Genomic DNA, 23,665 nt, shown 5'->3' with positions numbered 1-23,665 from the left:
ACAAATTCTTTGGGGGGCCGGCTTATTTTGTTTAATCGCCCCGCGGGGTGCCGGGGGGGGGGGCCCGGGGTGATTCCCGGGCCCCGCCGCCGTTCTCGTACCGCCGTACCGTCCTGCCGACGCGCCGCCCTCAGCCGAGCAGGTCCAGCGCGCCCGTCCCGGTGAGGTCGTACGCCCCCGCGAGGAGCAGGAAGAGCAGCACCGCCAGCGTCAGCCCCGTGTAGTGCAGCCGCCCGAACAGGTTCCACCAGCGCCCGCGCCAGGCCAGCACCGTGCAGAGCGCCATCACCGGGGAGAGCGCCAGGGCCGTCACGACCAGGGCCGGGACCACCGTCAGCAGCGGCGAATCGCCCAGGAACAGCGTCTGGTTGAGCGCGTTGGCGTCCGCCGTCAGCAGGGCGAAGCAGCCGGTGGCGGCGAGCAGCAGCGCCCCGGTGGTCCAGCCGAGCAGCCGTACGGCCGGCCGGTCGGCCCGGCCCCGGCGGCGGGCCAGGCGGACCGCCGCCGCCACCGGCCAGCCGAGCAGGGTGAGGGCGAGGACGGCGAGGCTGCCGACGGCGACCGCCTGGTGCGGGCCGGGTGTCTGGTACCAGGCGAGCCGCTGGTAGGCGATGGTCGGGTCGGCGTCGGTGAGCAGCGTGAGGGTGCCGTCGGCGGCCCGCTGGAAGGCGATCCGCGCGGTGCCGCCGACCTGCTGGAACAGACCGGGTTCGAGCTGCTCCCAGTGCGTCTCGGCCGCCTCCGGGTCCCGGGTGACGGGGCCGGTGACGGTGAGCTGGCCGTGCTCGGCGGTGACGTGCGGGGAGGCCATCAGGGCGGCCGCCCGGGTGAGGTCGGCGTGGCTGGTGCGGGTGGAGCGGTAGTCGCCGGTGTAGGCGTCCAGGCCGCCGGTGAGCGGCGCGGTCGCGGCGGCCGGGGGCGCGGGCAGGAAGCGGTCCAGGAAGGCGGTGAGCACCTGCTGGGTGGCCCAGCCGCCGCTGGCGTCGGTGCCGTCGCCGTTGAGGGTCACGTAGAGGCCGAGGCCGCGCTGGGGCAGCAGGGCGAGGTTGCTGTGGAAGCCGGGCACGTCGCCGTCCTTGACCAGCAGCTGCTCGCCGCCGTGGGTGCGCTGCTCCAGCAGGTAGGCCAGGCCGGGCAGGCGCGGGTCGGGGCCGTAGTGGCGGGCGAGCAGCCGCTCGGCCGTCGCCGGGTCGAGGATCCGCCGGGCGTCCGGGCCGCCCTGCGGGAGCAGGGCCAGCAGCAGCTTCGCCATGTCGTCGGCGGTGGTGACGGCGGCGGCGCCGGTGGGCGTCCAGGGGCCGTAGAGGCCCGCGGTCCCGGTCTGGCCGTCGCCCTCGGGGCGGTGGCCGCGGGCGAGGTCGGCGTCGATCGCGGCGGGGTGGGGCTGGCTGAAGGTGGTGCGGTCCATCCCGAGGGGCTGGAGGACGTGCTGGGAGACGTACTGGTCGAAGGGCTGCCCGGAGACCGTCTCGACCAGGTAACCGGCCAGCGCCACACCGTAGTTGTCGTACGCGGCGGCGGTGCCGGGGGCGCGGACCCGGTCCGGCTGGTGGGCGGCGAGCGAGGCGCCGAGGCCCTCGACCCGCTCGGGCCCGGCCTGGGCGAGGCCCATGAAGCTGTCGTCGAAGCCCGCGGTGTGGGTGAGCAGGTTCTCGACGGTGACCGGGCGGCCCGGGTAGCCGTCCCTGACCTTGAAGGCGGTCAGGTAGTGGTTGACGTCGGTGCCCAGGTCCAGCTTTCCCGCCGCGACCTGCTGGAGGACGGCGACGGCGGTGAACACCTTGGCGTCGGAGCCCATGAAGAAGGCGGTCCGCGCCGGGTCGACGGGCCGGTTCGTCCGGGTGTCGGCGACGCCGTAGCCGCCCGAGAAGACCTCCCGCCCGCCGGCCACCACGGTCACGGCGGCGCCGGGGATGCGGTGCTCGGCGAGCAGCCGGGGAAGCAGCTCGTCGAACAGGGCTCTCACCTGGACGGGGTCGGCCGGGGAGGGCGGTTCGCCGCTTCCGGCCGTCAGCACGCCTGTTCGCGTCGTCGGCGCGCCGCTTCCGGCCGTCGGCGCACCGGTTCCGGACGCGTGCCCGGCGGCGTGGGCCGGGGTGAGGCCGTGGAGGAAGAGGCCGAGGGCGGCCAGCACCAGGACCAGACGGACCAGCGGACGGCCGGCGGTGAAGCGCTCGGACATGGCGAACTCCCGTGATCATTGCGGTGGTTGGCGGGGATCCGGCGCTCCGCTGACGGGCCGCTTCCGGACACCTCGAACGCTAGGCCGGGAGCGGTGGGCCGGGGCAGGGCCCCTGGGCGTCGATCGGGGGGTGTACCCAGGTACCGCCGAGAGGGGGCCGAGGCCCCGTGAACAGGGCGGCGGGGTAGGGCAGTCTGGTGGTCCGCAGGGTCGGGACGGCGGCCGCGAGACCGGTACGGAGGGGGACGGACAGTGACAACGGGCAGCGTGGGCAAGGAAGTCGGGGGCGGCGCCGAGGCCGCCGGGCGGAGCGCGGGCATGCCGCTCGATCGGGCGCGCCGGGCCGTACGGGACCTGCTGCGCGCGACGGCACTGGCCGGGTTCGCGGTGCCGCAGCTGCTGCTGCTCGTCGCCGCCACGGTCACCGCCGTCCTGCTGGGCGTGGGCCTCGGCGTCCTGCTGGTGCCGGCGACCGTCCTCGCCGTCCGGGCCCTGGCCGGCCGCCGCCGCACGCTGGCCGCCCGCTGGTCCGGCGTCGCGGTCCGCGAGCCGTACCGGCCGCTGCCGCCGGCCGAGCCGGGCCTCAAGGGCGCCTGGCAGCGCTGCCGGGCCCTGCTCGGCGACCCGGCCACCTGGCGGGACCTGCTCTGGCTGCTGGTCGACCCGGTGATCGGCTTCACCGTGGCGCTGTTCCCGCCGGCCCTGGTCGCCTTCGGCCTCTTCGGCCTGCTGCAGCCCTGGCTCTGGGAGCCGATCGCCTCGGCCGACGGCAACACCTGGTACTGGTGGGTGCACGTGACGGACCCGGGCAGCGCCCGGATCGCCGTCCTGCTCGCCGTCCCGACCCTCCTGGCCGGTCCGGCGATCGCCCCCGGCGCGCTGCGCGGCCACACCGCGCTGGCCGGGGCCCTGCTCGGCCCGACCGCCCGCGCCGAGGCGCTGGCCGCCCAGCGCAAGGTCGTCCACCTGACCGAGACCCGGCGCGACGCGCTCACCGCCCAGGCCGCCGAACTGCGCCGGATCGAACGGGACCTGCACGACGGCGCGCAGGCCCGGCTGGTGGCCATGGGGATGAACCTGGGCGTCGCCGAGCGGCTGGTCGAACGGGACCCGCAGGCCGCGAAGCAGCTGCTCGCCGAGACCCGCCAGGCCTCCGCCACCGCCCTCAACGAGCTGCGCGACCTGGTCCGCGGCATCCACCCGCCGGTCCTCGCCGACCGCGGACTGGCCGACGCCGTACGGGCCCTGGGCATGGACAGCCCGCTGAACGTCACGGTCACCGCCGACCTGCCCGGCCGCGCCGAGGCACCGGTCGAGTCCGCCGTCTACTTCGCCGTCTCCGAGGCCCTGACGAACGCCGCCAAGCACGCGGGCGCGAGCCGGGTCGACGTCCAACTCTGGCACCAGGACGGCACCCTGAAGGCCCAGGTCACCGACGACGGCACCGGCGGCGCCGACCCCTCGCGCGGCACCGGGCTGCGCGGCCTGGAACGGCGGCTTGCTACCTTCGACGGCGTCCTGGCCGTCCGCAGCCCGCTCGGCGGCCCCACGACCCTGACGATGGAGCTGCCGTGCGAGTTGTCCTCGCCGAGGACCTCTTCCTCCTGAGGGACGGACTGGTCCGGATGCTGGAGGCCTACGACTTCGAGGTCGTGGCCGCGGTGGACACCGGACCGGCCCTCCTGGAGGCCCTGCTCACCGAACGCCCGGACGTGGCCGTCGTCGACGTGCGGCTGCCCCCGACGTTCACCGACGAGGGCCTCCAGGCCGCCCTGGAGGCGCGCCGGCGGATCCCCGGGCTGCCGGTGCTGGTGCTCTCCCAGTACGTCGAGCAGCTCTACGCCAAGGAGCTGCTCGCCGACGGCACCGGCGCGATCGGCTACCTGCTGAAGGACCGGGTCTTCGACCCCGACGAGTTCGTGGAGACGGTCCGGCGGGTGGCGGCCGGCGGCACCGCGCTCGACCCGCAGGTGATCGCCATGCTGGTCGGCAGCAACGAACGCAACAAGCCGCTGGACCGCCTGACGCCGCGTGAGCGCGAGGTGCTGGGCCTGATGGCGGAGGGGCGCTCCAACGCGGCGATCGCCGAACGGATGGTGATCACCGAGCGGGCGGTGAAGAAGCACACCGCCAACATCTTTCTCAAGCTCGACCTGCCGCCCTCGGAGGAGGACCACCGGCGGGTGCTGGCAGTGCTCGCCTTCCTCCAGGTCGCGCCCTGAGCCGTCCTCAGTCCTCGGCGCCCTGGGTCGTGGTTCCCTCGGGCGTGGTCTCCGCGGCCACCCAGTCGAGGTAGCCCGGACTGCCGCCCGTCACCGGTACGGCGACCAGCTCGGGCGTCTCGTAGGAGTGCCGACCGGCCACGAACGCGCCCAGCCGGTCCACGAGTTCGGCCCTGGTCTTGAGGTCGATCCGCCACTCCTCGGCGTCCTGCACCTCGCCGTCCCACCAGTACACCGACCGTACGGGGTACACCTGGGCGCAGGCCGCCAGCCGCTCCCGCACCACGGCGGACGCCAGGGCCCGGGCCCGCTCCTCGCTCTCGTGGGTCGTGGTCACCACGACGAAGCGCCGCTCACTCGCTGTCATGCGCCGACGGTACCCCGGGACGGGTCGGCCGAATTCCCGTTGCCCCGGCCGGACGGCGGTTGCCACGATCGGCCGATGACGACCTTCACCGGCCCCGACGGCACCCGGCTCGGCTACCGCGTGCTCGGCCGGGGCGAGCCGCTGCTCGTCCTCGCCGGCGGCCCGATGCGCGACGCCGCGTACCTCGGCGACCTCGGCGGCCTCTCCGCGCACCGCGCCCTGCACGTCCTCGACCTGCGCGGCACGGGCCGCTCGGAGCGCCCGGCCGACCCGGCGGACCACCGGGTCGACCGGCAGGTGGCGGACGTCGAGGCCTTCCGGACCCACCTCGGACTCGACCGGGTGGACCTCCTCGCCCACTCCGCCGGCTGCTCGCTCGCCACCCTGTACGCGCTGCGGCACCCGGAACGCACCGGTCGGCTGGTGCTGGTCACGCCCAGCCTCCGGATCTTCGGCAGCACCTCCTCCGAGGACGACTACCGCGAGGCGGCCGAGGCCCGCGGCCTCGCCGAGCAGGAGTGGTACCCGGCCGCCCGGGCCGCCGTCCGCACCGCCTTCGCCGGCGGCGCCGCCGACCCCGACGCCGTGGCACCGCTCTTCCACGGCACCTGGGACGCCGCCGCCCGCGCCCACGAGGCCGACCGCACCGCCCAGAGCCACCCGGAGGCCGCCGCGGCCTACCACGGCGGCGGCTTCCAACCCGCCGACGTCCGCGCCGCCGTGGCCGAACTCGCCTCCCCGGCACTCCTGTTGGCCGGCGAGTACGACCCCGACCCGAGGCCCGGGGCGGTCCGCGCCACGGCCGCGCTGTTCCGCCGCGCCCGTACCGCCGTCCAGCCCGCCGCCGGCCACTACCCGTGGCTCGACGACCCGGCCGCCTTCAGCCGTACGGTGGCCGCCTTCATCGCACCCTGAAGCGATGCGCCGCACGGACGCTCCCACACCCGCCCCCGCCAACCCGCGGGGCCGCCGGGTCAGTCCCGGCGGGCCGTGTGGACGGTCATCGCGGAGAGGTAGAAGGCGTCCGGGCGGTGCAGGATCCCGGTGGGGGCGTCCTCGGCGAGCAGCGCGTCCAGGGTGGCCCGGTCCTCGGTGTCGAGCTGTTCGGCGAGCCGGTCGCGCAGCCGGGTCAGCTGGACGTGCAGGTAAGCGCGGACCGGGCCGGCGAGCGGGGCGGGGTGGTCGACCAGGAAGGTGCGGGTGCCGGTCGGGGTCAGCCCGGCCCGCCCGAGCATGGCCGGCCAGTCCTCGATCTCCTCGGTGCTGTCCGGCAGTTCGGCCCGCATGGTGGTGAAGCCGTCCTCGTGGGCGGCGTCCATCCGGGCCTGGAGGCCGGGCCGGCCGAGGCCGAAGTCGCGCGGCAGGTAGCGCGCGGGCAGGCCGCGTTCGGCGACGGCGAGCAGGCCGCCGGGCCGCAGCGCCCCGGCGAGCGAGGTGAGCGCGGCCTGCTGGTCGCCGAGGTGGTGGATGGCGTTGCCGGACCAGATCAGGTCGGCCTCGCCGAGCTTGTCGAACTCGGCGGGCAGGTCGGCCTGTCGGGTGCCGAGCCGGCCACCGGAGCGGACCCGGGCACGCTCCAGCAGGGCGGCCGACTGGTCGACGGCCACCACCTCGGCCGCCGGGAAGACCTCCGCCAGCAGTCCGGCGATCACCCCGGGCCCGCTGCCGACGTCGAGGACCCGCCGAACCGCGCCCTCGCCGTGCAGGCCGAGCAGCCACCGCCCGGCCTCGGTGACGGCGCCGGCCCGCAGGTCGCCCTCCAGCTCCAGGTGCGCGGCGAGCGCGTCCCAGTCGAAGTCGGCGGCGGGGACGTGCCCGTGGGAGTGCCCGTGGGACGGGCCGTGGGAGTGGGAGTGGTCGTGCTGGTGCGCTGACATCAGGGTTTCTCCGATCGTGGGTTGACGAAAGCTTCCCCGCTCAGGCGGGCACGGCGGCACCGGACGCGCGGTACCGCACGACGGCCCGCTCGACCTCCTCCGCCGCGAGGTCGTGGTCGAGCGCGAAGGCGGCCGCCGCGCCCATCCCGGCGGCGGTGACCACCTGGGCGCGCGGGTCGGCGACGTTGCCGACCGCCCAGACGCCGGGGAGGCTGGTGCGGCCGGTCCGGTCGGTGGTGACCCAGCCGTTGTCGTCCCGGGCGCAGTCGAGGCCGAAGAGCAGCGCGTCCCGGGGCACCGGCTGCGGGAAGACGAACACCGCCTCGCGCGGCACCACCTGCCCGTTGGCGAGCTCGACGCCGCGCAGCCGCCCGTCGTCGGAGACCAGGCGGACGATCCGGCCATCGACCACCCGGACGTCCCGGGCGGCGAGCCGTTCCCGCTCGTCGTCGGTCAGTGCGAGGGTGTGCGCGAGCAGCACCACGTCCGCCGACCACTGCCGCAGCAGCAGCGCCTGATTGACCGCTCCCGGGCCGGTGCCGAGCACGCCGAGCGGGCGGTCGCGGACCTCCCAGCCGTGGCAGTACGGGCAGTGCAGCACATCCTGGCCCCACCGCTCGACCAGGCCGGGCAGCTCCGGCAGGCCGTCCCGCAGCCCGGTGGCGACGACCACCCGGCGCGCGTGCAGCACCGGCCCGCCGGCCAGGTGGACCACGAAGCCCGGCGCCGCGGACCCGGCCGGACCGGCACCGGCATCGGCACCGGCGGGCTCGATGTGCTCGACCCGGGCGTCGATCAGGTCCGCCCCGTACCGGGCGACCTCCTCCCGCCCGACCGCCAGCAGCGCCGCCGGGGGCATGCCGTCCCGGCTCAGGTAGCCGTGCATGTGGGCGGCGGGCGCGTTGCGCGGCTCGCCGGCGTCCACCACCGCGACCCGGCGCCGGGCCCGGCCCAGCACCAGCGCGGCGTTCAGCCCCGCCGCTCCGGCGCCGACCACCACCACGTCGTAGCGCTCGCTCTCCCTGATCCCGGTCACCCCGGCTGTCCTGGTCGTCCCGGTCGTCTCGCCCATGGCGCTCACCTCCACCGCCAGGCTGCGGCCCACCCCACCGGATCGGCAAGCAATGTTGCCGCCTCAGCAAACCCCGGCCCCGAGCCGACCCCGCCCTCAGCGCACCTCGGCGGCCCGCGCCCCCGTCCGCCGCCAGTACGACCGGGCGGCCACCGCCAGCGCGACCCCGTACCCGGCGAACCCGCACATCCCCACCCAGGCGACCTCCAGCGCGCTCTGCTCACCGGCGAACTCGCCCAGCCTGATCCGCGTCACCCCGGCGGTGCACAGCCCCAGGTAGCCGACCCCGACCACCCCGTACGGCGCCAGCGTGGCCGCACCCAGCAGGGCCGGGGTGAGCGGCAGCCAGCGCGGCACCCGGCGGCCGCGCAGCGGCAGGGTCCAGCGCGGGAAGACCTGCCCCCACGGACGGACCAGCCCCCAGAGCAGGAACACCCCGAGCAGCGCCAGCAGCATCGTGCCGTCCAGTCCCCAACGCTCCAGGGCGAGCCAGAGCCCGGAGGAGCCGTTGCGCACATAGCTCGCGTACATCCGGTCACCGCTGATCCCCGCGAAACTGCCGCCGAGCGCCCAGACCAGCTTCATCAGCACGTACGGCACGAACGCCAGGGTCCCTGTCCAGGCGGCGAGTTGGACGAGCGGCGGGGCCGCCGTGGGAGCCGGCGCGGCCTGCCCGCCCCGGCCGGCACGGGCACCGGGCCGCAGTCCCAGGGCGGCCCTGGCCAGCAGTACCGCCCCCAGCGCCGCCAGGGCGCGCCCCACCGTGTCGGGGACGCTGTCCACCCGCTGGCCGAACACCAGCGTCACCAGGTCCATCAGCAGGCTCCAGGCCCCCACCGCGGCCGCCCCGCAGAGCAGCCACAGCAGCCGCTGCGGCCGCACCGGTTTCCGGCGCGCCACCAGCGCTCCGGCGACGACCGAGAGCAGGCCTACGCCGGCCACCACCCACCCCGGCCAGTGCGCGCCGAACAGCGCCGTCCCGCTCAGCCCGCACCCCACCCCGAACCCGGCGTACCCGAGCCCCCAGCCGGCCACCGCCCACCCGCTTCTCACCATGCCGCCAGGCTCACCCGCGCCACCCGCCCCGCCCCTCCCCCGGCACGGTGATCCCCCTCCCCCACCCGGGGGACCCCGCATCACGCGCGGCGGATATCACTCCAACTCGCAGTCCCCGAGGCACAACTGAGCCAGCACCAGGGGAACAACCCCATGCGAGGCTTCATCGGCAGCCTCAACCACGACGACCGTGTCCGGACCACCGGTGCCGCGAGCCTCCCCAGCGACCCGCTCGACGGTCAGCCCGGCGGTCACCGGCCTGCGCACCGTGGACCACGGTGCCACCATCGTCCTGCCCGGCCTCGACGACCAGCCGGGACGGGAAAGCGTGGCACAGTGTATTGCGGCGCAATACACTGGCACCATGAAGACCATCACGCAGCGCGAACTCGCGGCGCGGTCCAAGGCCGTACTCGACGATGTCGAAGCCGGCGAGATCTACCACGTCACCCGCAACGGCACGGAGATTGCCGAAGTCCGACCGATCAGCAACCGCCGACGGTTCGTCCCCGTGGAAGAGCTCCAGCGCAAGTGGCGGAGCGCACCCGCCGTCGACGCCGCACAGCTGCGGGCCGAGGCCGACACCTTCTACGGCGACGAGGACCGGGTCGAGGGCGGCGGCGACCCGTGGGAGCGCGCGTGAGCGAACGACGCCAGTGCGGCCTGCTCGACACCTGTGTGGTGATCGATCTGCCGCAGATCGATCCGGAACTCCTGCCGTTCGAGGTCGCCGTGCCCTCGGTGGTGCTGGCCGAGCTCTCCCAGGGTGTCGCCATGGCCAAGGACCCAGTGCAGATGCTGGCCAGGGCCCAACGGCTGGCCGACGTGGAGGCGGAGTTCACCGCCCTCCCGTTTGACCGTGAGGCCGCCCGGCGATTCGGAACACTGATCGCACTCACGATCCAGGCCAAGCGCGACCCCCGCCCTCGCCGCATGGGCCTGATGATCGCTGCCACCGCCGCCGCCCACGGCCTACCGCTCTACACCCGGAACGCGGACGACTTCATCGGCCTGGAGCAGGGGATCGAGGTCATCGCGGTATAGCCGCCCAGCCCCGCCCGGCTGTCGGGGCTGGGCGGGGCCGGGCGGGCCGGGGCTCATCCCCTCGGGGCGGCGAAGCAGTGGACGGTGACGGTGCGGCCGGAGGCCCACCGCTGGTCGCCGCTGCCGAGGTGGGTCCAGCCGAGGCGGCGGTAGAGGGCCACGGCGGCGGTGTCGGTGGCGAGGACGTCGAGCACGGGGTGCAGGCCGAGCGCCCGCGCGTGCGCCACGGCGCAGGCCAGCAGCCGGGCGCCGATGAGGTGGCCGCGCGCCGTGGGGGCGACGTAGAGGCGGCCGATCACGCTGGTGAGCTCCGGGCGACCACCGGTGCGGTGGCTCCACAGGGCGGGGGCGAGGTCGTCCGGGGTGCTGCGGGCGAGGCCGACGTGTCCGGCGAGCCGGCCGTCCGACTCGGCGATCCAGGCGGCGAGCTGGCCGTCCGGGGTCAGCCAGGCGGCGGGGCGGTCGGGCCAGTCGGCGGGATAGCCGTCGGCCGCGTGGACGTCGCCGAGCACCCGGACGCAGTCGGCGAGGTCGTCGGCGCGGCGCGGTCGGACCAGCACCCCCGCTCCGGCCTGCCGTGAGTGGGACGCGACGACGGTGGCGCGTTCTTCGAGGTCTGCCATGCCGGTACGTTACCGGCCGGGCCTCACCGTCGCAGCAGGTCGACGACCCCGGTCAGGTCCTCCTCGCCACCGCCGATCTCCAGCCTGCGCTCCATCAACCGGAAGTACGGCTCCAGCAGTTCGGCGCTCACCCCCTGCTCCTCGGCGGTGCTCAGCAGCGTCTGCCGGCCGGCCACCTGCATCGCCAGGTTGGACACCACGCCCTGGGTGTAGTCGCCGCTCTCCAGCTGCTCCGCGGTCCTGGCCACCGAGCCGGACATCGCGGCGAGCCAGCCGCCCAGCAGCGGCGCCAGCTCGCCCGGCGCCACGTCCTCGCCGCGGACCAGCGCGAAGGCGTGCGCGATCCCGGCGAGCATCCCGTACATCCCGCTGAGCAGCGCCACGTCGTGCAGCGCCGCGTACCCGGCGTCCGCGCCCACGTACCGGGTGCCGGCCGGGACGGCGAGGGTGGCCCCGTGCTCCTCGAACAGCTCGGACGAGCCGCTGTAGAACACGTACGCCCCGGTCGCCGGGACACCGATCATCGGCGGGACGGCCATGATCCCGCCGTCCAGGTAGCGGGCGCCGCGCTCCTCGGCCCAGGCGGCGCGGGCGCGGGCCTGCGCGGGGGTGCTGGTGACCAGGTTGACCAGGTCCTTGCCGGTCAGGTCGACGCCGTCCAGCGCCTCCGGCACGGAGGCGTCGTCGAGCAGGCAGACGACGACCAGCCGGTTCACGGCGACCGCCTCCGCGGCGGTGGCGGCGACGGCGGCACCGCGGGCGGCGAGCCCCTCGGCGCGGGCGGCGGTGCGGTTCCAGACGGTCAGCGGGTGCCCGGCGGCGAGCCAGGCCCCGGCCAGCGCGGTACCCATCGCGCCGAGGCCGAGCAGGGTGAGCGGGGTGGACGGGGTGTTCAGGGCGGGCGTGGTCTCGGACGCGTTCTCAACGGGGTTGGTTGCCATGGCAGTCAGCCTCCGCGCTGCCCCCGGAAACGATCAAGTACGCACTTCGGAGTGGGTGGTTACCCTGGGGTCAGTATCCAGGTCGGAGGTTCGGAAGGGGTGGGCATGGCGACCGTGCCGAGGCCGGGGGCGTACATCTGCGGGACGGACGCCGCGATGGACGTGATCGGCGGCAAGTGGAAGGTGTCGATCCTCTGGGCCCTGGGCGAGCGCCCGCGCTGCCGCTTCGGCGAGCTGCGCCGGCTGCTGCCGGGGATCACCGAGAAGGTGCTGGCCGCGCACCTGCGCGAGATGGAGGCGCACGGCATCGTGCACCGCGAGGCGTACGAGGAAGTGCCGCCGCGGGTCGAGTACGCGCTGACCGAGGCGGGGCACCGCCTCAACACGGCGCTGGGGCCGCTGGGCGACTGGGGCCGGGAGCACCTCCTGGGCGGGGCGCCGTACCCGGCGTAGCGCCGCCCCCCGGTGCGCCGTACCCGACGTGGCGCGGCCCAGGGAAGGGCCCTACGCGATCGCGGCCGACACCACCGCCGCCACCGCGATGTTGCAGGAGGCGGACACCCACACCGCCGGGTGCGGCTCCGGCTCGACCAGGATCGCGCCGAGCTTTCCCGGCGTCAGCAGGTCCACCAGCCAGAACGCGACGGCCATCAGCACCAGCCCGAGCAGGCCGTAACAGGCCGTCGACAGCAGGCCCTTGGCGAAGTCGGCGTAGGTGTACATGATCGCGGTGAAGACGATGCCGCCGATGCCGAGCAGCGCGGAGCTGAGCAGGACGGCGGCGTTGCGGTTGCGCTCGACCCAGATCTGGTGGCCGAGCCTGCCGGGCGTCAGCAGGTCGACCAGGCCGATGCCGAGGAGCAGCAGCACCACGCCGAGGGCGCCGTAGGCCGCCGCAGCACCGAGCCCGTGCAGGATGTCGTTCATCGTGGTTCCAGCCCCCGGTCCGCTCACGCCAGCCCCCGACCGGCTGGTCAGGGCCCCCGACCGCCTTGGTCAAGGGTTGGCAAAAGATACCCCACCCGGGTGAGGGGCGGACCGGGATCCGGAAACCGGGGACGGGTCAGTCGTCCTCGTGCACCAGGTGGTCGACGCAGGCCGCGACGGCCAGCAGCAGGCCGGTGTCCGCGCCGTCGGCGATCTCCACCCCGTAGGTGTCGCGGATCCTGAACCACTTGCGGCTGATCCGGGCCAGGTCGTCGCCGTGCTGGTTCTCGATCCGGTAGTCCTTGTCGATCAGGTTGCCGTGGATCTTCAGCTCGCCGCCGGAAGCCAGCTCCACCAGGTACTTGTCCCGGAACGGGGTGAACAGCTTCTCCCGGACGGTGGCGACCACCTCGCCGTCGGCGTCCTCGATCTTCATCGCGTCGCGGACGGTGAGCATCTTCTCCTTCACCACCGCGACCACCCGCCCGTGCGCGTCCTTCAGCTCGAAGGTGTCCCGCAGCCGCAGCACCTTGCCGTCCACCAGGTACGCCTTGCGGCCCCGGTCGTCCTCGATCCAGTAGTCGTCGCCGACCGCGAACAGCTTCTCCCTGACCAGGTACCGCACCTGCGACCTCCTCGTGTTGACGTCCGCCCCATTCGACCCCGGACCCCCGGCCGCGGGAAAGCACCGCCACGGGACGGCCGACCGGAAACCCCGTCGCACAACGGCCCCCGATCCCCTTCAATACGGCCATGCACCCTGACCTCACCACCGCCGAACTGCGCAGCGAGCGCCTCGACCTGCTGCCGATCGCCCCCGGGCACGCCGAGGAGCTGGCGGCCGCGCTCGCCGACCCGGCCCTGCACGCCTTCACCGGCGGCCGCCCGGCCACCGTCGAGGAGCTGCGCGCCCGCTGCGCCCGGCTCGCCGCCGGCTCCCCCGACCCGGCCGAGGCCTGGGGCAACTGGGTGCTGCGGCTGCGCGCCGACGGCGCCCTCACCGGCTACGTGCAGACCACCGTCCGCCCCGACGGGGCCGAACTCGCCTGGGTGGTCGGCACCCCCTGGCAGCGCCGCGGCCTGGCCACCGAGGCCGCCCGCACCCTGCTCGCCCACCTCACCGCCGGCGGCGCCACCACCGCCGTCGCCCACATCCACCCCGACCACCACGCCTCCGCCAGGATCGCCACCGCCCTCGGCCTGCGCCGCACCGCCCACACCCAGGACGGCGAGACCCGCTGGCAGGCCGACCTCACCCGGCCGTAACCGCTCGCGGCCCCGCACCGGAATGCGGGCAGCGGGCGTGCGGTTTGATTGACGCATGGCATCTCGTGCACGTGTACGCGCCCCCGAACTGGTCGGGGCAGGCGGTTGGCTGAACACCGGCGGCAAGGAGCTCACGCTCGCCGACTTCCGGGGCAAGATCACCATCCTGGACTTCTGGACCTTCTGCTGCATCAACTGCCTGCACGTCCTGGACGAGCTGCGGGAGCTGGAGGAGGCGCACCGCGACACCGTGGTGATCGTCGGGGTGCACTCGCCGAAGTTCGTGCACGAGGCCGACCACCAGGCCGTGGTCGACGCCGTCGCCCGCTACGAGGTGCACCACCCGGTGCTGGACGACCCGGCGCTGGCCACCTGGAAGCAGTACGCCGTCCGGGCCTGGCCGACGCTGGTGGTGATCGACCCGGAGGGCTACGTGGTCGCCCAGCACGCCGGCGAGGGGCATGCCCACGCGCTCGCCCGGCTGGTCGAGGAGCTGGAGGCCGAGCACGCCGCGAAGGGCACGCTGCGCCGCGGCGACGGCCCGTACGTGGCGCCGGAGCCGACCGCGGGGAGCCTGAAGTTCCCCGGCAAGGCGGTCCGGCTGCCGAACGGCCACTTCCTGGTCGCCGACTCCGGCCACCACTCGCTGGTCGAGCTGGCCGAGGACGGCGAGACGGTGGTGCGCCGGATCGGCGACGGGCAGCGCGGACTGGTGGACGGCGACGGCTCGGACGGCGAGGGCCCGCGGTTCAGCGAGCCGCAGGGCCTCGCGCTGCTGCCGGAGGGCTCGGCGTACGACGTGGTCGTCGCCGACACCGTCAACCACGCCCTGCGCGGCGTGCGCCTCGCCGACGGCCTGGTGACCACCCTGGCCGGCACCGGCCGCCAGTGGTGGCAGGGCTCGGCCACCGAGGGCCCGGCCCGCGAGGTGGACCTCTCCTCGCCGTGGGACGTCGCCTGGTTCGACGGCCGGGTGTGGATCGCGATGGCCGGCGTGCACCAGCTGTGGTCGTTCGACCCGGCCGCCGACACGGTCGCGGTCGCGGCCGGCACCACCAACGAGGGCCTGGTGGACGGGCCCGCCGCCGAGGCCTGGTTCGCCCAGCCGTCCGGCCTCGCGGTCTCCGCGGACGGCGAGCGGCTCTGGGTCGCCGACTCCGAGACCTCCGCGCTGCGCTGGGTTTCACGTGAAACAGGGGCGGTCCGGACCGCCGTCGGCACCGGCCTGTTCGACTTCGGCCACCGCGACGGCGCGGCCGACCAGGCGCTGTTCCAGCACCCGCTGGGCGTCACCGTGCTGCCGGACGGCTCGGTGGCCGTCGCCGACACCTACAACCACGCGCTGCGCCGCTACGACCCGGCCAGCGGTGAGGTCAGCACGCTGGCCACCGACCTGCGCGAGCCCTCCGGGGCGGTGCTGGTGGACGGCGACATCGTGGTGGTCGAGTCGGCCCGGCACCGGCTGACCAGGCTGCGGCTGCCGGAGGAGGCGGTACGGGTCGAGTCGGTGGCGCACCGCACCCGCCGCGCGGCCACCGAGGTCGCCCCGGGCGCCTTCCGGCTGGACGTGGTCTTCGAGGCGCCGAACGGCCAGAAGCTGGACGAGCGCTACGGCCCGTCCACCCGGCTGCTGGTCAGCTCGACCCCGCCCGAGCTGCTGGTCTCCGGCGCGGGCGCGGACACCGACCTCTCCCGTGAGCTGGTGCTCTCCGCCGAGGTCGCCGAGGGCGTGCTGCACGTCTCGGCGATGGCCGCCTCCTGCGACGACGACCCGGAGATCGAGTACCCGGCCTGCCACGTGCACCAGCAGGACTGGGGCGTGCCGGTGAAGCTGGTCGCCGACGGCGCCCGGCGCCTCCCGCTGGTCCTGGCCGGGATGGAGTAACCCGGAACAACGCTCGGCAGAACAGCGCGAAGGGGCCCGGCGGACGACCGCCGGGCCCCTTCCGCGTCCGCCGTCAGCCCTCCAGGAAGGCCTTGAGCGCGCTCGCCAGCAGGTACGGGTCCTCCGCGCCGCACAGCTCGCGCGCCGAGTGCATGGAGAGCGCCGCGATGCCGCAGTCCACCGTCTTGATGCCCAGCCGCGCCGCCGTGATCGGGCCGATCGTCGTACCGCAGGGCATGGCGTTGTTGGAGACGAAGGTCTGCCACGGCACGCCCGCCTTCTCACAGGCGGCCGCGAACACCGCCCGCCCGACGCCGTCGGTCGCGTAGCGGTTGTTGACGTTGACCTTGAGGATCGGCCCGCCGTTCGGCATCGGGTGGTGGCCCGGCTCGTGCCGCTCGCTGTAGTTCGGGTGGACGGCGTGGCCCATGTCCGAGGAGAGGCAGACGGTGCCGGCGAGGGCCCGGGCCCGGTCCTCGGTGGTGCCGCCGCGCGCGTGCACCGTCCGGTCCAGCACGGTGCCGAGCAGCGGGCTCTGCGCGCCGGTGTCGGACTCGCTGCCGGTCTCCTCGTGGTCGAAGGCGGCCAGCACCGGGATGTACGGCAGGCTGGCGGCGCCCTCGGCGGTGGCGACGGCGGCGAGCGCGGCGGTGGCCGCGTGCACCGAGAGCAGGTTGTCCAGGCGCGGGGCGGCCAGCAGTTCGCGGTCGCGGCCCAGGTAGGAGGCGGGCTGGACGTCGTGGGTCATGAGGTCCCAGCCGACCACGTCGGCGGCGTCCAGACCGGCCCGCTGGGCGACGTAGGAGATCAGCGCGCCCTCGTCGACCGGGCCGAGGCCCCAGATCGGGGTGAGGTGGCGCTGCTTGTCGAGCTTCATGCCCTCGTTGACCTGGCGGTCCAGGTGGATGGCGAGCTGCGGCACGCGCAGCAGCGGCTCGTCCAGCTGGACCAGCCGGGCGGTGCCGTCCTTGAGCGCGAGCCGGCCGGAGAGGCCGAGGTCGCGGTCCAGCCAGGTGTTCAGCGGGACGCCGCCGTAGATCTCCACGGCGACCTGCCGCCAGCCCTCCGAGCCGGTGTCCGGCACGGGCTTGACCCGCAGGTTGGGCGAGTCGGTGTGGGTGCCGACGATCCGGAACGGCGTCTCGGGGCCCGCTCCCTCCGGCAGGTACCAGGCGATCAGCGCGCCCCCGCGGATCAGGTAGCGCCCGCCGGCCGCGTCGTCCCACGCGTCCGTCTCGGCGACCTGCCGGAAGCCCGCCTTCTCCAGCCGCTCCGCGGCGCTCGCCACCGCGTGGTACGGGGAGGGTGAGGTGCCGAGGAACGCGATCAGGTCGTCGCTGTGCGTCCGGTCGAAGAATGCCTGGCGGGCGGCGGTCGACATGCTGCTCCTGGGTCGAGTGAGGGCCGAAGCCGGATGGGGAGTCGGCTTCGCACCTGAGCATATGCCCGTACACGGACAGGGCATTCGGAACACCTGGTTCGGTGCACGACCCGGACACGACCGTGAACCGCCGCGCACGGTCGGAGCTTTCCGCCGCCGGACGCACGCCGGGACGCACACCCGGACCACGGCGCCGGACGCACGCCCCGGCCACGGCCCCGGACGCACCGAAGGGCCCGGTGGCAGCCGGGCCCTTCGGTGCGAGGATGTGTCAGGCGGTTCGAGGGGTGCGCGGGCCCGGACGGGCCCGGCGGTCCCGGACGGGCCTAGAAGGCCTCCTCCGCCAGGTCCATGATCTCGTTGTCGATGCCCTCGGCGATCAGGCGCTGCGGGGTGACGGTCGGCAGGACGTTCTTGGCGAAGAAGCGGGCAGCCGCGACCTTGCCCTGGTAGAACGGGACGTCCTTCTCGGAGGCGCCGGCCTCCAGCTTGGCCAGGGCCACCACGGCCTGGCGCAGCAGCAGCCAGCCGACCACGACGTCGCCGGAGACCATCAGCAGGCGGGTGGTGTTCAGGCCCACCTTGTACATGTTCTTGACGTCCTGCTCGACCGAGGTCAGGTCGGCGATCAGCTTGCCGACGATGGCCGCCAGGTCCTCGGCGGCCTTGCCGAGCAGCTTGCGCTCGGCGGCCAGGGCGTCGCCGCCGGCGGCCGAGTCGACGAACTTCTGGATCTGCTCGGACAGCGCGGTCAGCGCCTGGCCGCCGTCCTTGACGATCTTGCGGAAGAAGAAGTCCTGGCCCTGGATCGCCGTGGTGCCCTCGTACAGGGTGTCGATCTTGGCGTCCCGGATGTACTGCTCGATCGGGTACTCCTGGAGGTACCCGGAGCCGCCGAAGGTCTGCAGCGACTGGGCGAGCTGCTCGTAGGACTTCTCCGAGCCGTAGCCCTTGACGATCGGCAGCAGCAGGTCGTTGAGGCGCTCGGCGGCCTCGTCGTGCTCGCCGCGCAGCTTGGCGGCCATCATGTCGTCCTGGGTGGACGCGGTGAACAGCACCAGCGCGCGCATGCCCTCGGCGTAGGCCTTCTGGGTCAGCAGCGAGCGGCGCACGTCCGGGTGGTGGGTGATGGTGACGCGCGGGGCGGTCTTGTCCAGGAACTGCGAGATGTCGGCGCCCTGCACGCGCTCCTTGGCGTACTCCAGGGCGTTCAGGTAGCCGGTGGAGAGGGTGGCGATGGCCTTCGTGCCGACCATCATCCGGGCGAACTCGATGATCTTGAACATCTGGCGGATGCCGTCGACCTTGTCGCCGAGCAGCCAGCCCTTGGCCGGGTGCTTGGCGCCGAAGGTCATCTCGCAGGTGTTCGAGGCCTTGAGGCCCATCTTGTGCTCGACGTTGGTGGCGTAGACGCCGTTGCGCTCGCCCAGCTCGCCGGTCTCCCAGTCGAAGTCGAACTTGGGGACGATGAACAGGCCCAGGCCCTTGGTGCCCGGCTTGCCGCCCTCGGGGCGGGCCAGCACCATGTGGATGATGTTCTCGGACATGTCGTGCTCGCCCGAGGTGATGAAGCGCTTGACGCCCTCGATGTGCCAGGAGCCGTCCTCCTGCTGGATCGCCTTGGTGCGGCCGGCGCCCACGTCGGAGCCCGCGTCGGGCTCGGTGAGGACCATGGTGGAGCCCCACAGGCGGTCGGTCATCCGCTTGGCGACCTCGAGCTGCTCCTCGGTGCCCTCCTCGGCGATGACACCGGCGAAGGCCGGGCCGGAGGAGTACATCCAGATGGCCGGGTTGGAGCCCAGGATCTGCTCGGCGAAGGCCCAGATCAGCGAGTTCGGGGTGACCTGGCCGCCGATCGACTCCGGGATGCCCAGGCGCCACCACTCGGCGTCCATGAAGGTCTGGTAGCTCTTCTTGAAGGTGGCCGGGATCGGCGCGGTGCTGGTCTCCGGGTCGAAGACCGGCGGGTTGCGGTCGGTGTCGGCGTAGGACGCCGCGAGGTCGTTCTCGGCGAGGCGCGCGATCTCGCTGAGGATGTTCTTCGCGGTCTCGACGTCCATGTCCGCGAACGGTCCGGTGCCGTACACCTGCTCGCGGCCGAACACCTCGAAGAGGTTGAACTCCACGTCCCGCAGGTTGGACTTGTAGTGACCCATGGCCGTTATCTCCGGTTCGTCGCTTCCGGGAGACCGCCGCGTTCCGGCGTCCCGTACCCACCAGTAGGCATCATGATGCTACCCAGCGGTAACTTGGGCAAGCCCCCGCCGGCGAATCCGCTATGAACGTGGTCACGTCCCACAGCCGACGCGGCCACTCCTTGTCAGGATCGGTGCCAGCGGAGAGGGGTGCGCTCCCGCTAGCCTGTCCGTGTGTACGGATATGACCAGAACACATACCCGGGCGACCCCTACCAGCAGCAGGCGGGACCGCAGCAGGGCATGAACGGCATGCCCGGACCCGACGCCTACGGCGGGCAGTCGCAGGCCCCCCAGCAGTCCCTGTACCCCGAACCCTCGCCGCCCTCACTCGCGGACGCCGTCCGGGCCTTCACCACCGGCTCGATGGCGGTCGAGGACTTCCAGGCGATCTTCATCACCTCGAAGGTGCACTGCCCCCGCGGCGACCGCCCCGGCTTCCTGGCGCTGCACAACACCCCGACGCCGGTGATCCCGATGTTCAGCTCGCTGAAGGAGCTGCGCCGCTACGCCGGCAAGGACTCCAAACACTTCACCGTCACCGGCGCCGAGGTCCTGGACCTGCTGCCGACCGGCTACGGCTTCGCGCTGGACATGGAGGGCGAGCACCGGATGGTGTTCGACGCCAAGGCCGTCGAGCAGATGGTCGACTTCACGATGCGCCGGATGTACGGCTGAGCCATGCTGGACGAGGAGCCCCGCGCTCCTTCGTCACTACATAGTTCAACTTTCAACTTGCTTGTTGTTGAGGATTGAACTAACCTCATGGATGTAGGCCAGACACCCCCCGAAGGAGGCCGACATGCCCGCCGTGACCGTCGACAACCCGCTGACCCTCCCGCGCGTCACCACGCCGGACCCCGCCGTCACGAGCGCACGGCCGGTCCTCACCGTGGCGACCGCCCCCGAGGGCTACGAGGGCGAGGGCTTCCCCGTCCGCCGCGCCTTCGCCAGGATCAACCAGAAGTACCTCGACCCGTTCATCATGATGGACCAGATGGGCGAGGTGGACTACGCGGCCGGCGAGCCCAAGGGCACCCCCTGGCACCCGCACCGCGGCTTCGAGACCGTCACGTACATCATCGACGGAACGTTCATCCACCGGGACTCGCACGGCGGTGGCGGCACCATCACCGACGGCGACACCCAGTGGATGACCGCCGGCTCCGGCCTGCTGCACATCGAGACCCCGCCGGAGTCCCTGGTGCAGTCCGGCGGCCTGTTCCACGGCCTCCAGCTGTGGGTCAACCTGCCCGCCTCGGACAAGATGATCACCCCGAAGTACCAGGACATCCGCGGCGGCAGCGTCAAGCTGCTCAGCACCGAGGACGGCGGCGCGCTCCTGCGCGTCATCGCCGGCGAGCTGGACGGCCACCAGGGCCCGGGCACCACCTTCACCCCGATCACCATGATCCACGCCTCGATCAACCCCGGTGCCCAGATCACCCTGCCCTGGCGCGCCGACTTCAACGCCCTCGCCTACGGCCTCGCCGGCAACGGCTCGGCCGGCACCGAGCACCGCCCCTTCCACCGGGGCCAGGCCGTCGTCTTCGGCGACGGCGACTCGATCACCCTGCGCGCCGACGAGAAGCAGGACTCCCGCGACAACAACTTCGAGGTCGTCCTCCTCGGCGGCCTCCCGATCCGCGAACCCGTCGCCCACTACGGCCCGTTCGTGATGAACAGCCACCGCGAGCTCCAGCAGGCCATGGAGGACTTCCAGGCCGGCCGCCTCGGCACCATCCCCGCCGACGGCCACTGAGCCCGCCCGCTCGCGAGGGCCCGGACCGCACCCGGTCCGGGCCCTCGCGCGTCCACCGCCTACAGCAGCGCGTACAGGGCCGAGGCGTCGTCGTGCGTCTTGCCGCGCGGCCAGCGCTCGCAGCCCGCGTCCGCCCGCTCCACCGCCCGGACCTGGGCGATCAGCTCGCCCGGCCCGGACTCGGCGAGCAGCCGCAGCACGTCGCCCCAACTGCCCAGCCCGAAGCGCTCGGTGTAGCGCGAGGCGCCGTCGGTGAGGGCGGCCAGCGCGTGCAACCGGTCCAGCCGGACGGAGCCGGTCTCGGCGTGCTCGGCCGCCCGAGGGCTGGCGGCGGCGATCCACGGTCCGTTGCCCCGGTTGCGGGCGGCGCGCACGGCCAGCACGTACTCCAGGTGCAGCGCGGCCCGCTCGGCCGAGCCGGGGACGGTCTCCCAGACCTGCCGGCGCAGCTCCTCGCCGCCGGGGAAGCGCTGGTTGTCCCCGATCACCTTCGGCGGGCCGTCCTTGAACTCCAGCACCAGCAGGGAGTCGCCGAGCACCAGGTACTCCAGCGCCTCGCCGTGCCGCCGGGCCGCGACGACCATCGCGGCGGGGGTGTTCGGGTGGGCCAGGTCGCAGCGGCCGCCGTGCAGCGCGGCCGTCTCCACGATGGCGTCGGCCAGGCAGTCGGCGATCGAGCGGTCCGCCCGGTCGGTGAGCCGGGCGAGCAGGTGCACGCCCAGCCGGCGCACGTACCAGGCCGTCCCGTGCCGGCACCCGGACTCCAGGCCGACCGGCGAGCTCGCGCCGTCCAGCAGGACCAGCGCCTCCGGCGAGGCCACCGCGAAGTCCTCGCTCTCGCGGTCGGGCCGCCGTGCTTCCCCTGCGAGCTGTAGCTGCATCCCGACAGTGTGGCCGCCGCCCCCGGCCCGCGCCCAGACCCGTGCGCCGGTGTGGCGCGGGCCGGGGGCCGGCGCCCGGTGGCAGCCGGGGTGATTCGGCCATACCGTCGGACAGTGACCGGACGATTCGGCCAATCGGAGCGGGTCGGGTTTGGGATCACCTTCGGGTGTCCGGGCGGCCCGCGACTGACGAGGAGCGGAAGATGTTCTGGGAGTTCATCGTGTTGCTGGCCGCCTCGCTCGGCTTCCCGACCGCCGCACTGCTCTTCCTGATCGGCGGCCCGCGCTTCCCCGACGAGCAGCGCGGCCCCGAGAGCCGGGGCGCCGGGGCCGCCCGCCGCCCGTAGGGCCTGCCCGACCGCGGACGCGGGCCGAAGGCAGGCCCCGGGGTTTCCGGAATCCCCTGTGTTCCGGAAACCCCGGGGCTGTGTTTCGGAAGCCCCGGGGCGGACAGGGCCGTTACGGCTTCCAGGCCGGGTCGCGGCCGAGCAGTGCCAGGGCGCGGTCGAACCGGCCGGTGCCGCCGCCGGGTTCGAGCCCCGGGGCGAAGGCCCGGCCGGGCGCCCGGTGTTCCTCGGTGTTCGGGACGGCCTCGGTCACCGTCAGCAGCGCGGTGGCCAGCGCGTCGTCGCCGTCCACCGCCGCGACCAGCGCGTCCTGGGTGCCGAGCGCGGCGGCGACGTCCCAGCCGTGCACCAGGGTGTCCAGCAGGTGGAAGCCCACCGCCTGGGTGAGCGGGAAGGGGCCGCCGTCGCGGATCTCGGCCAGCCAGATCGGCCGGTCCGCGGTGGCCGCCTCCCGGAAGGCCTCGGTGAGGTCGGTCCCGGTGCGCCGGAAGGCGCCCGCCGGGGCGGCGCCGAGCGGGGCGTCCGCGAACAGCGCCAGGTCCGGCCCGGCGCCGCGGGCGGCCGCGGCGAAGCCCTGGTGCTGGCCGACGCAGTGCTCCAGCAGCTTGCGCAGCGTCCACCCCGCGCAGGGGGTGGGCAGGTCGAGCTGGTCCGGCCGTAGGCCGTCCACCACCTGGACGGCCAACTCCATGGCCTGTGCGTGCAGTTCGACGATCCTCATACGACAGCGACCTCCCGGCCGGCAGAGATGAATCCGATCACCTGATCAACAACGGTCGGCTCCGCGATAATCCTGCTGTGGCCCAGGCCCTGAGTGATGGTCAGCTCCAGCCGCTCCCCGTACGCCTCGCGCAGCCGGTACGCCTCGCTCGGCGGGACGACAGTGTCGCCCTCGTCGTGCACGACCAGGACCGGCCCGTCGACCGCCCCGACCCGGCGGGCCGCGTCGAAGCGCTCCCAGCCCCCGGCGTCCCCGCCGAACAGCTCCCGCTCGATCCGCTCCCGCAGCGCCCGCTCGACCTCGGCGTCCAACCCGAGCCCGGCACAGAACGCGGCCGGGAAGAAGCCCACCCGGGACACCCCGGAGACGGCCGCCAGCCGGCCCGCCCGCAGGCCGTCGGCCAGCGCCCCGAAGGCCGCGCAGACGCCCAGCGAGTGCGCCAGCACGGCCTCGAACGGCCCGTACCGCTCCTGGAGGCTCAGCGCGAGCTCGCGGTACTCCGGCACGCCGGTGGTCCGGCCGCCGGAGTCGCCGTGGCCCGGCGCGTCGAAGGCGACGACGCTCAGCCCGAGCGCCCGCAGCCGGGGCACGTACGGGGCGAACCGGGAGGCCCGGGAGCGCCAGCCGTGCAGCAGCAGGACCGGCCGCTCGCCGCTCCCCCAGCGGTAGCCGACCACCGCCTTGCCGTTCACGGCGAGCCGCTCGGTGGCCGCCCGTCCGTGCACCTCCCGCTCCGACGCGCGCACCCGGCTGCGCCGGACCGGGTGCGTGAACAGCTCGAAGGCGGCCCGCCCGGCCAGGCCGGGGGCGATCCGGGCGGTGGGGTTGAGGGTCGTACGGATCAGTCCGCGGGTCGGGTCCATCGGGTCTCCCTGCTCTCGCGCTCCTTGTCCTGCCTCGTTCGCGGCGAGATATT

Annotated in this window: 25 protein-coding genes; 11 read left to right on the top strand and 14 right to left on the bottom strand. The window is 74.0% G+C overall.

Annotation, left to right across the window (positions count from 1 at the left end; genetic code table 11):
* Positions 1 to 130: 130 nt before the first annotated feature.
* Complete coding sequence (locus tag ACFVU7_RS31845; protein WP_388048522.1) at positions 131 to 2,182, bottom strand: serine hydrolase domain-containing protein; 2,052 nt, start codon at positions 2,180 to 2,182, stop codon at positions 131 to 133.
* Positions 2,183 to 2,449: 267 nt separating this feature from the next.
* Here ACFVU7_RS31845 and ACFVU7_RS31840 point away from each other — a divergent pair, with 267 nt between their 5' ends.
* Both ACFVU7_RS31840 and ACFVU7_RS31835 read left to right on the top strand, forming a co-directional pair.
* Positions 2,450 to 3,790: a sensor histidine kinase gene (locus tag ACFVU7_RS31840; RefSeq protein WP_388048520.1), complete on the top strand. Its 1,341-nt coding sequence runs from the start codon at positions 2,450 to 2,452 to the stop codon at positions 3,788 to 3,790.
* Positions 3,754 to 4,404 carry a response regulator transcription factor gene (locus tag ACFVU7_RS31835; protein ID WP_074002046.1) on the top strand — a complete coding sequence of 217 codons (651 nt, stop codon included), beginning with the start codon at positions 3,754 to 3,756 and terminating at the stop codon, positions 4,402 to 4,404. Before ACFVU7_RS31840 ends, ACFVU7_RS31835 begins: the two co-directional genes overlap by 37 nt.
* A 7-nt stretch (positions 4,405 to 4,411) precedes the next feature.
* Here ACFVU7_RS31835 and cutA read toward each other — a convergent pair whose 3' ends face one another.
* On the bottom strand, positions 4,412 to 4,771 hold the full coding sequence (gene cutA / locus ACFVU7_RS31830; RefSeq protein ID WP_388048518.1) for a divalent-cation tolerance protein CutA: 360 nt from the start codon (positions 4,769 to 4,771) through the stop codon (positions 4,412 to 4,414).
* 75 nt (positions 4,772 to 4,846) lie between these two features.
* Between cutA and ACFVU7_RS31825 the strand changes: the two genes are divergently transcribed.
* Complete coding sequence (locus ACFVU7_RS31825) at positions 4,847 to 5,686, top strand: alpha/beta fold hydrolase (RefSeq protein ID WP_388048516.1); 840 nt, start codon at positions 4,847 to 4,849, stop codon at positions 5,684 to 5,686.
* Between the two features lie 59 nt (positions 5,687 to 5,745).
* Here ACFVU7_RS31825 and ACFVU7_RS31820 read toward each other — a convergent pair whose 3' ends face one another.
* The 3 genes from ACFVU7_RS31820 to ACFVU7_RS31810 all read right to left on the bottom strand — a co-directional run bounded on the left by ACFVU7_RS31820 (position 5,746) and on the right by ACFVU7_RS31810 (position 8,776).
* On the bottom strand, positions 5,746 to 6,648 hold the full coding sequence (locus ACFVU7_RS31820) for a class I SAM-dependent methyltransferase (protein ID WP_375877708.1): 903 nt from the start codon (positions 6,646 to 6,648) through the stop codon (positions 5,746 to 5,748).
* Between the two features lie 40 nt (positions 6,649 to 6,688).
* Entirely contained in the window at positions 6,689 to 7,720 is a 1,032-nt protein-coding gene (locus tag ACFVU7_RS31815; protein WP_388048514.1) for an NAD(P)/FAD-dependent oxidoreductase, read from the bottom strand.
* 96 nt (positions 7,721 to 7,816) lie between these two features.
* A complete protein-coding gene (locus ACFVU7_RS31810; RefSeq protein ID WP_388048513.1) occupies positions 7,817 to 8,776 on the bottom strand; it encodes a hypothetical protein in 960 nt (319 codons plus the stop codon).
* Positions 8,777 to 9,140: 364 nt separating this feature from the next.
* Here ACFVU7_RS31810 and ACFVU7_RS31805 point away from each other — a divergent pair, with 364 nt between their 5' ends.
* A complete protein-coding gene (locus tag ACFVU7_RS31805; protein WP_049651073.1) occupies positions 9,141 to 9,419 on the top strand; it encodes a type II toxin-antitoxin system Phd/YefM family antitoxin in 279 nt (92 codons plus the stop codon).
* Complete coding sequence (locus ACFVU7_RS31800; RefSeq protein ID WP_049651072.1) at positions 9,416 to 9,820, top strand: type II toxin-antitoxin system VapC family toxin; 405 nt, start codon at positions 9,416 to 9,418, stop codon at positions 9,818 to 9,820. The genes ACFVU7_RS31805 and ACFVU7_RS31800 overlap by 4 nt, the downstream gene beginning before the upstream one ends.
* Positions 9,821 to 9,873: 53 nt before the next feature.
* Here the strand turns inward: ACFVU7_RS31800 and ACFVU7_RS31795 are convergent, their stop codons facing one another.
* Positions 9,874 to 10,443 (bottom strand): GNAT family N-acetyltransferase, encoded by a 570-nt coding sequence (locus ACFVU7_RS31795; protein ID WP_117488924.1) that lies wholly within the window; start codon positions 10,441 to 10,443, stop codon positions 9,874 to 9,876.
* A 23-nt stretch (positions 10,444 to 10,466) separates the two neighbouring features.
* Entirely contained in the window at positions 10,467 to 11,384 is a 918-nt protein-coding gene (locus ACFVU7_RS31790; RefSeq protein WP_388048511.1) for an NAD(P)-binding domain-containing protein, read from the bottom strand.
* Between the two features lie 105 nt (positions 11,385 to 11,489).
* Here ACFVU7_RS31790 and ACFVU7_RS31785 point away from each other — a divergent pair, with 105 nt between their 5' ends.
* The gene (locus ACFVU7_RS31785) at positions 11,490 to 11,837 is read left to right on the top strand and encodes a helix-turn-helix domain-containing protein (RefSeq protein WP_117488920.1); all 348 of its coding nucleotides are present in this window, start codon (positions 11,490 to 11,492) and stop codon (positions 11,835 to 11,837) included.
* A 51-nt stretch (positions 11,838 to 11,888) separates the two neighbouring features.
* Here the strand turns inward: ACFVU7_RS31785 and ACFVU7_RS31780 are convergent, their stop codons facing one another.
* Together ACFVU7_RS31780 and ACFVU7_RS31775 are read right to left on the bottom strand one after the other, a co-directional pair.
* Positions 11,889 to 12,311, bottom strand: a complete 423-nt coding sequence (locus tag ACFVU7_RS31780; protein WP_074002038.1) for a DUF350 domain-containing protein — start codon at positions 12,309 to 12,311, stop codon at positions 11,889 to 11,891.
* A 136-nt stretch (positions 12,312 to 12,447) separates the two neighbouring features.
* Entirely contained in the window at positions 12,448 to 12,936 is a 489-nt protein-coding gene (locus ACFVU7_RS31775; RefSeq protein WP_049651067.1) for an LURP-one-related/scramblase family protein, read from the bottom strand.
* Positions 12,937 to 13,064: 128 nt separating this feature from the next.
* On the opposite strand from ACFVU7_RS31775, the gene ACFVU7_RS31770 reads away from it, so the two are divergent.
* Together ACFVU7_RS31770 and ACFVU7_RS31765 are read left to right on the top strand one after the other, a co-directional pair.
* Positions 13,065 to 13,577, top strand: coding sequence for a GNAT family N-acetyltransferase (locus ACFVU7_RS31770; protein ID WP_388048509.1), 513 nt, complete (start codon positions 13,065 to 13,067; stop codon positions 13,575 to 13,577).
* 55 nt (positions 13,578 to 13,632) lie between these two features.
* Positions 13,633 to 15,462, top strand: coding sequence for an NHL domain-containing thioredoxin family protein (locus tag ACFVU7_RS31765; RefSeq protein WP_388048507.1), 1,830 nt, complete (start codon positions 13,633 to 13,635; stop codon positions 15,460 to 15,462).
* 73 nt (positions 15,463 to 15,535) lie between these two features.
* On the opposite strand, the gene ACFVU7_RS31760 is transcribed toward ACFVU7_RS31765, so the two are convergent.
* Positions 15,536 to 16,843, bottom strand: a complete 1,308-nt coding sequence (locus ACFVU7_RS31760) for a M18 family aminopeptidase (RefSeq protein ID WP_375877070.1) — start codon at positions 16,841 to 16,843, stop codon at positions 15,536 to 15,538.
* Between the two features lie 326 nt (positions 16,844 to 17,169).
* Positions 17,170 to 18,999 (bottom strand): acyl-CoA dehydrogenase, encoded by a 1,830-nt coding sequence (locus ACFVU7_RS31755; RefSeq protein WP_074002033.1) that lies wholly within the window; start codon positions 18,997 to 18,999, stop codon positions 17,170 to 17,172.
* 213 nt (positions 19,000 to 19,212) lie between these two features.
* On the opposite strand from ACFVU7_RS31755, the gene ACFVU7_RS31750 reads away from it, so the two are divergent.
* Entirely contained in the window at positions 19,213 to 19,716 is a 504-nt protein-coding gene (locus ACFVU7_RS31750; RefSeq protein WP_049651062.1) for an SseB family protein, read from the top strand.
* Positions 19,717 to 19,840: 124 nt separating this feature from the next.
* Positions 19,841 to 20,800, top strand: coding sequence for a pirin family protein (locus tag ACFVU7_RS31745; RefSeq protein WP_049651061.1), 960 nt, complete (start codon positions 19,841 to 19,843; stop codon positions 20,798 to 20,800).
* A 59-nt stretch (positions 20,801 to 20,859) separates the two neighbouring features.
* Here the strand turns inward: ACFVU7_RS31745 and ACFVU7_RS31740 are convergent, their stop codons facing one another.
* Positions 20,860 to 21,681, bottom strand: coding sequence for a protein phosphatase 2C domain-containing protein (locus ACFVU7_RS31740; protein ID WP_063780134.1), 822 nt, complete (start codon positions 21,679 to 21,681; stop codon positions 20,860 to 20,862).
* 203 nt (positions 21,682 to 21,884) lie between these two features.
* On the opposite strand from ACFVU7_RS31740, the gene ACFVU7_RS31735 reads away from it, so the two are divergent.
* On the top strand, positions 21,885 to 22,028 hold the full coding sequence (locus ACFVU7_RS31735; RefSeq protein ID WP_158077691.1) for a hypothetical protein: 144 nt from the start codon (positions 21,885 to 21,887) through the stop codon (positions 22,026 to 22,028).
* Between the two features lie 112 nt (positions 22,029 to 22,140).
* Here ACFVU7_RS31735 and ACFVU7_RS31730 read toward each other — a convergent pair whose 3' ends face one another.
* A complete protein-coding gene (locus tag ACFVU7_RS31730; protein ID WP_388048505.1) occupies positions 22,141 to 22,749 on the bottom strand; it encodes a TIGR03086 family metal-binding protein in 609 nt (202 codons plus the stop codon).
* Entirely contained in the window at positions 22,746 to 23,612 is an 867-nt protein-coding gene (locus ACFVU7_RS31725) for an alpha/beta hydrolase (RefSeq protein WP_375877071.1), read from the bottom strand. Before ACFVU7_RS31725 ends, ACFVU7_RS31730 begins: the two co-directional genes overlap by 4 nt.
* Positions 23,613 to 23,665: the final 53 nt, after the last annotated feature.

The organism is Kitasatospora sp. NPDC058046 (genome assembly GCF_042885595.1).
GTDB lineage: Bacteria > Actinomycetota > Actinomycetes > Streptomycetales > Streptomycetaceae > Kitasatospora.
Note: the sequence above shows the minus strand (reverse complement) of the source record. Positions and strands in the feature narration are given on the sequence as shown.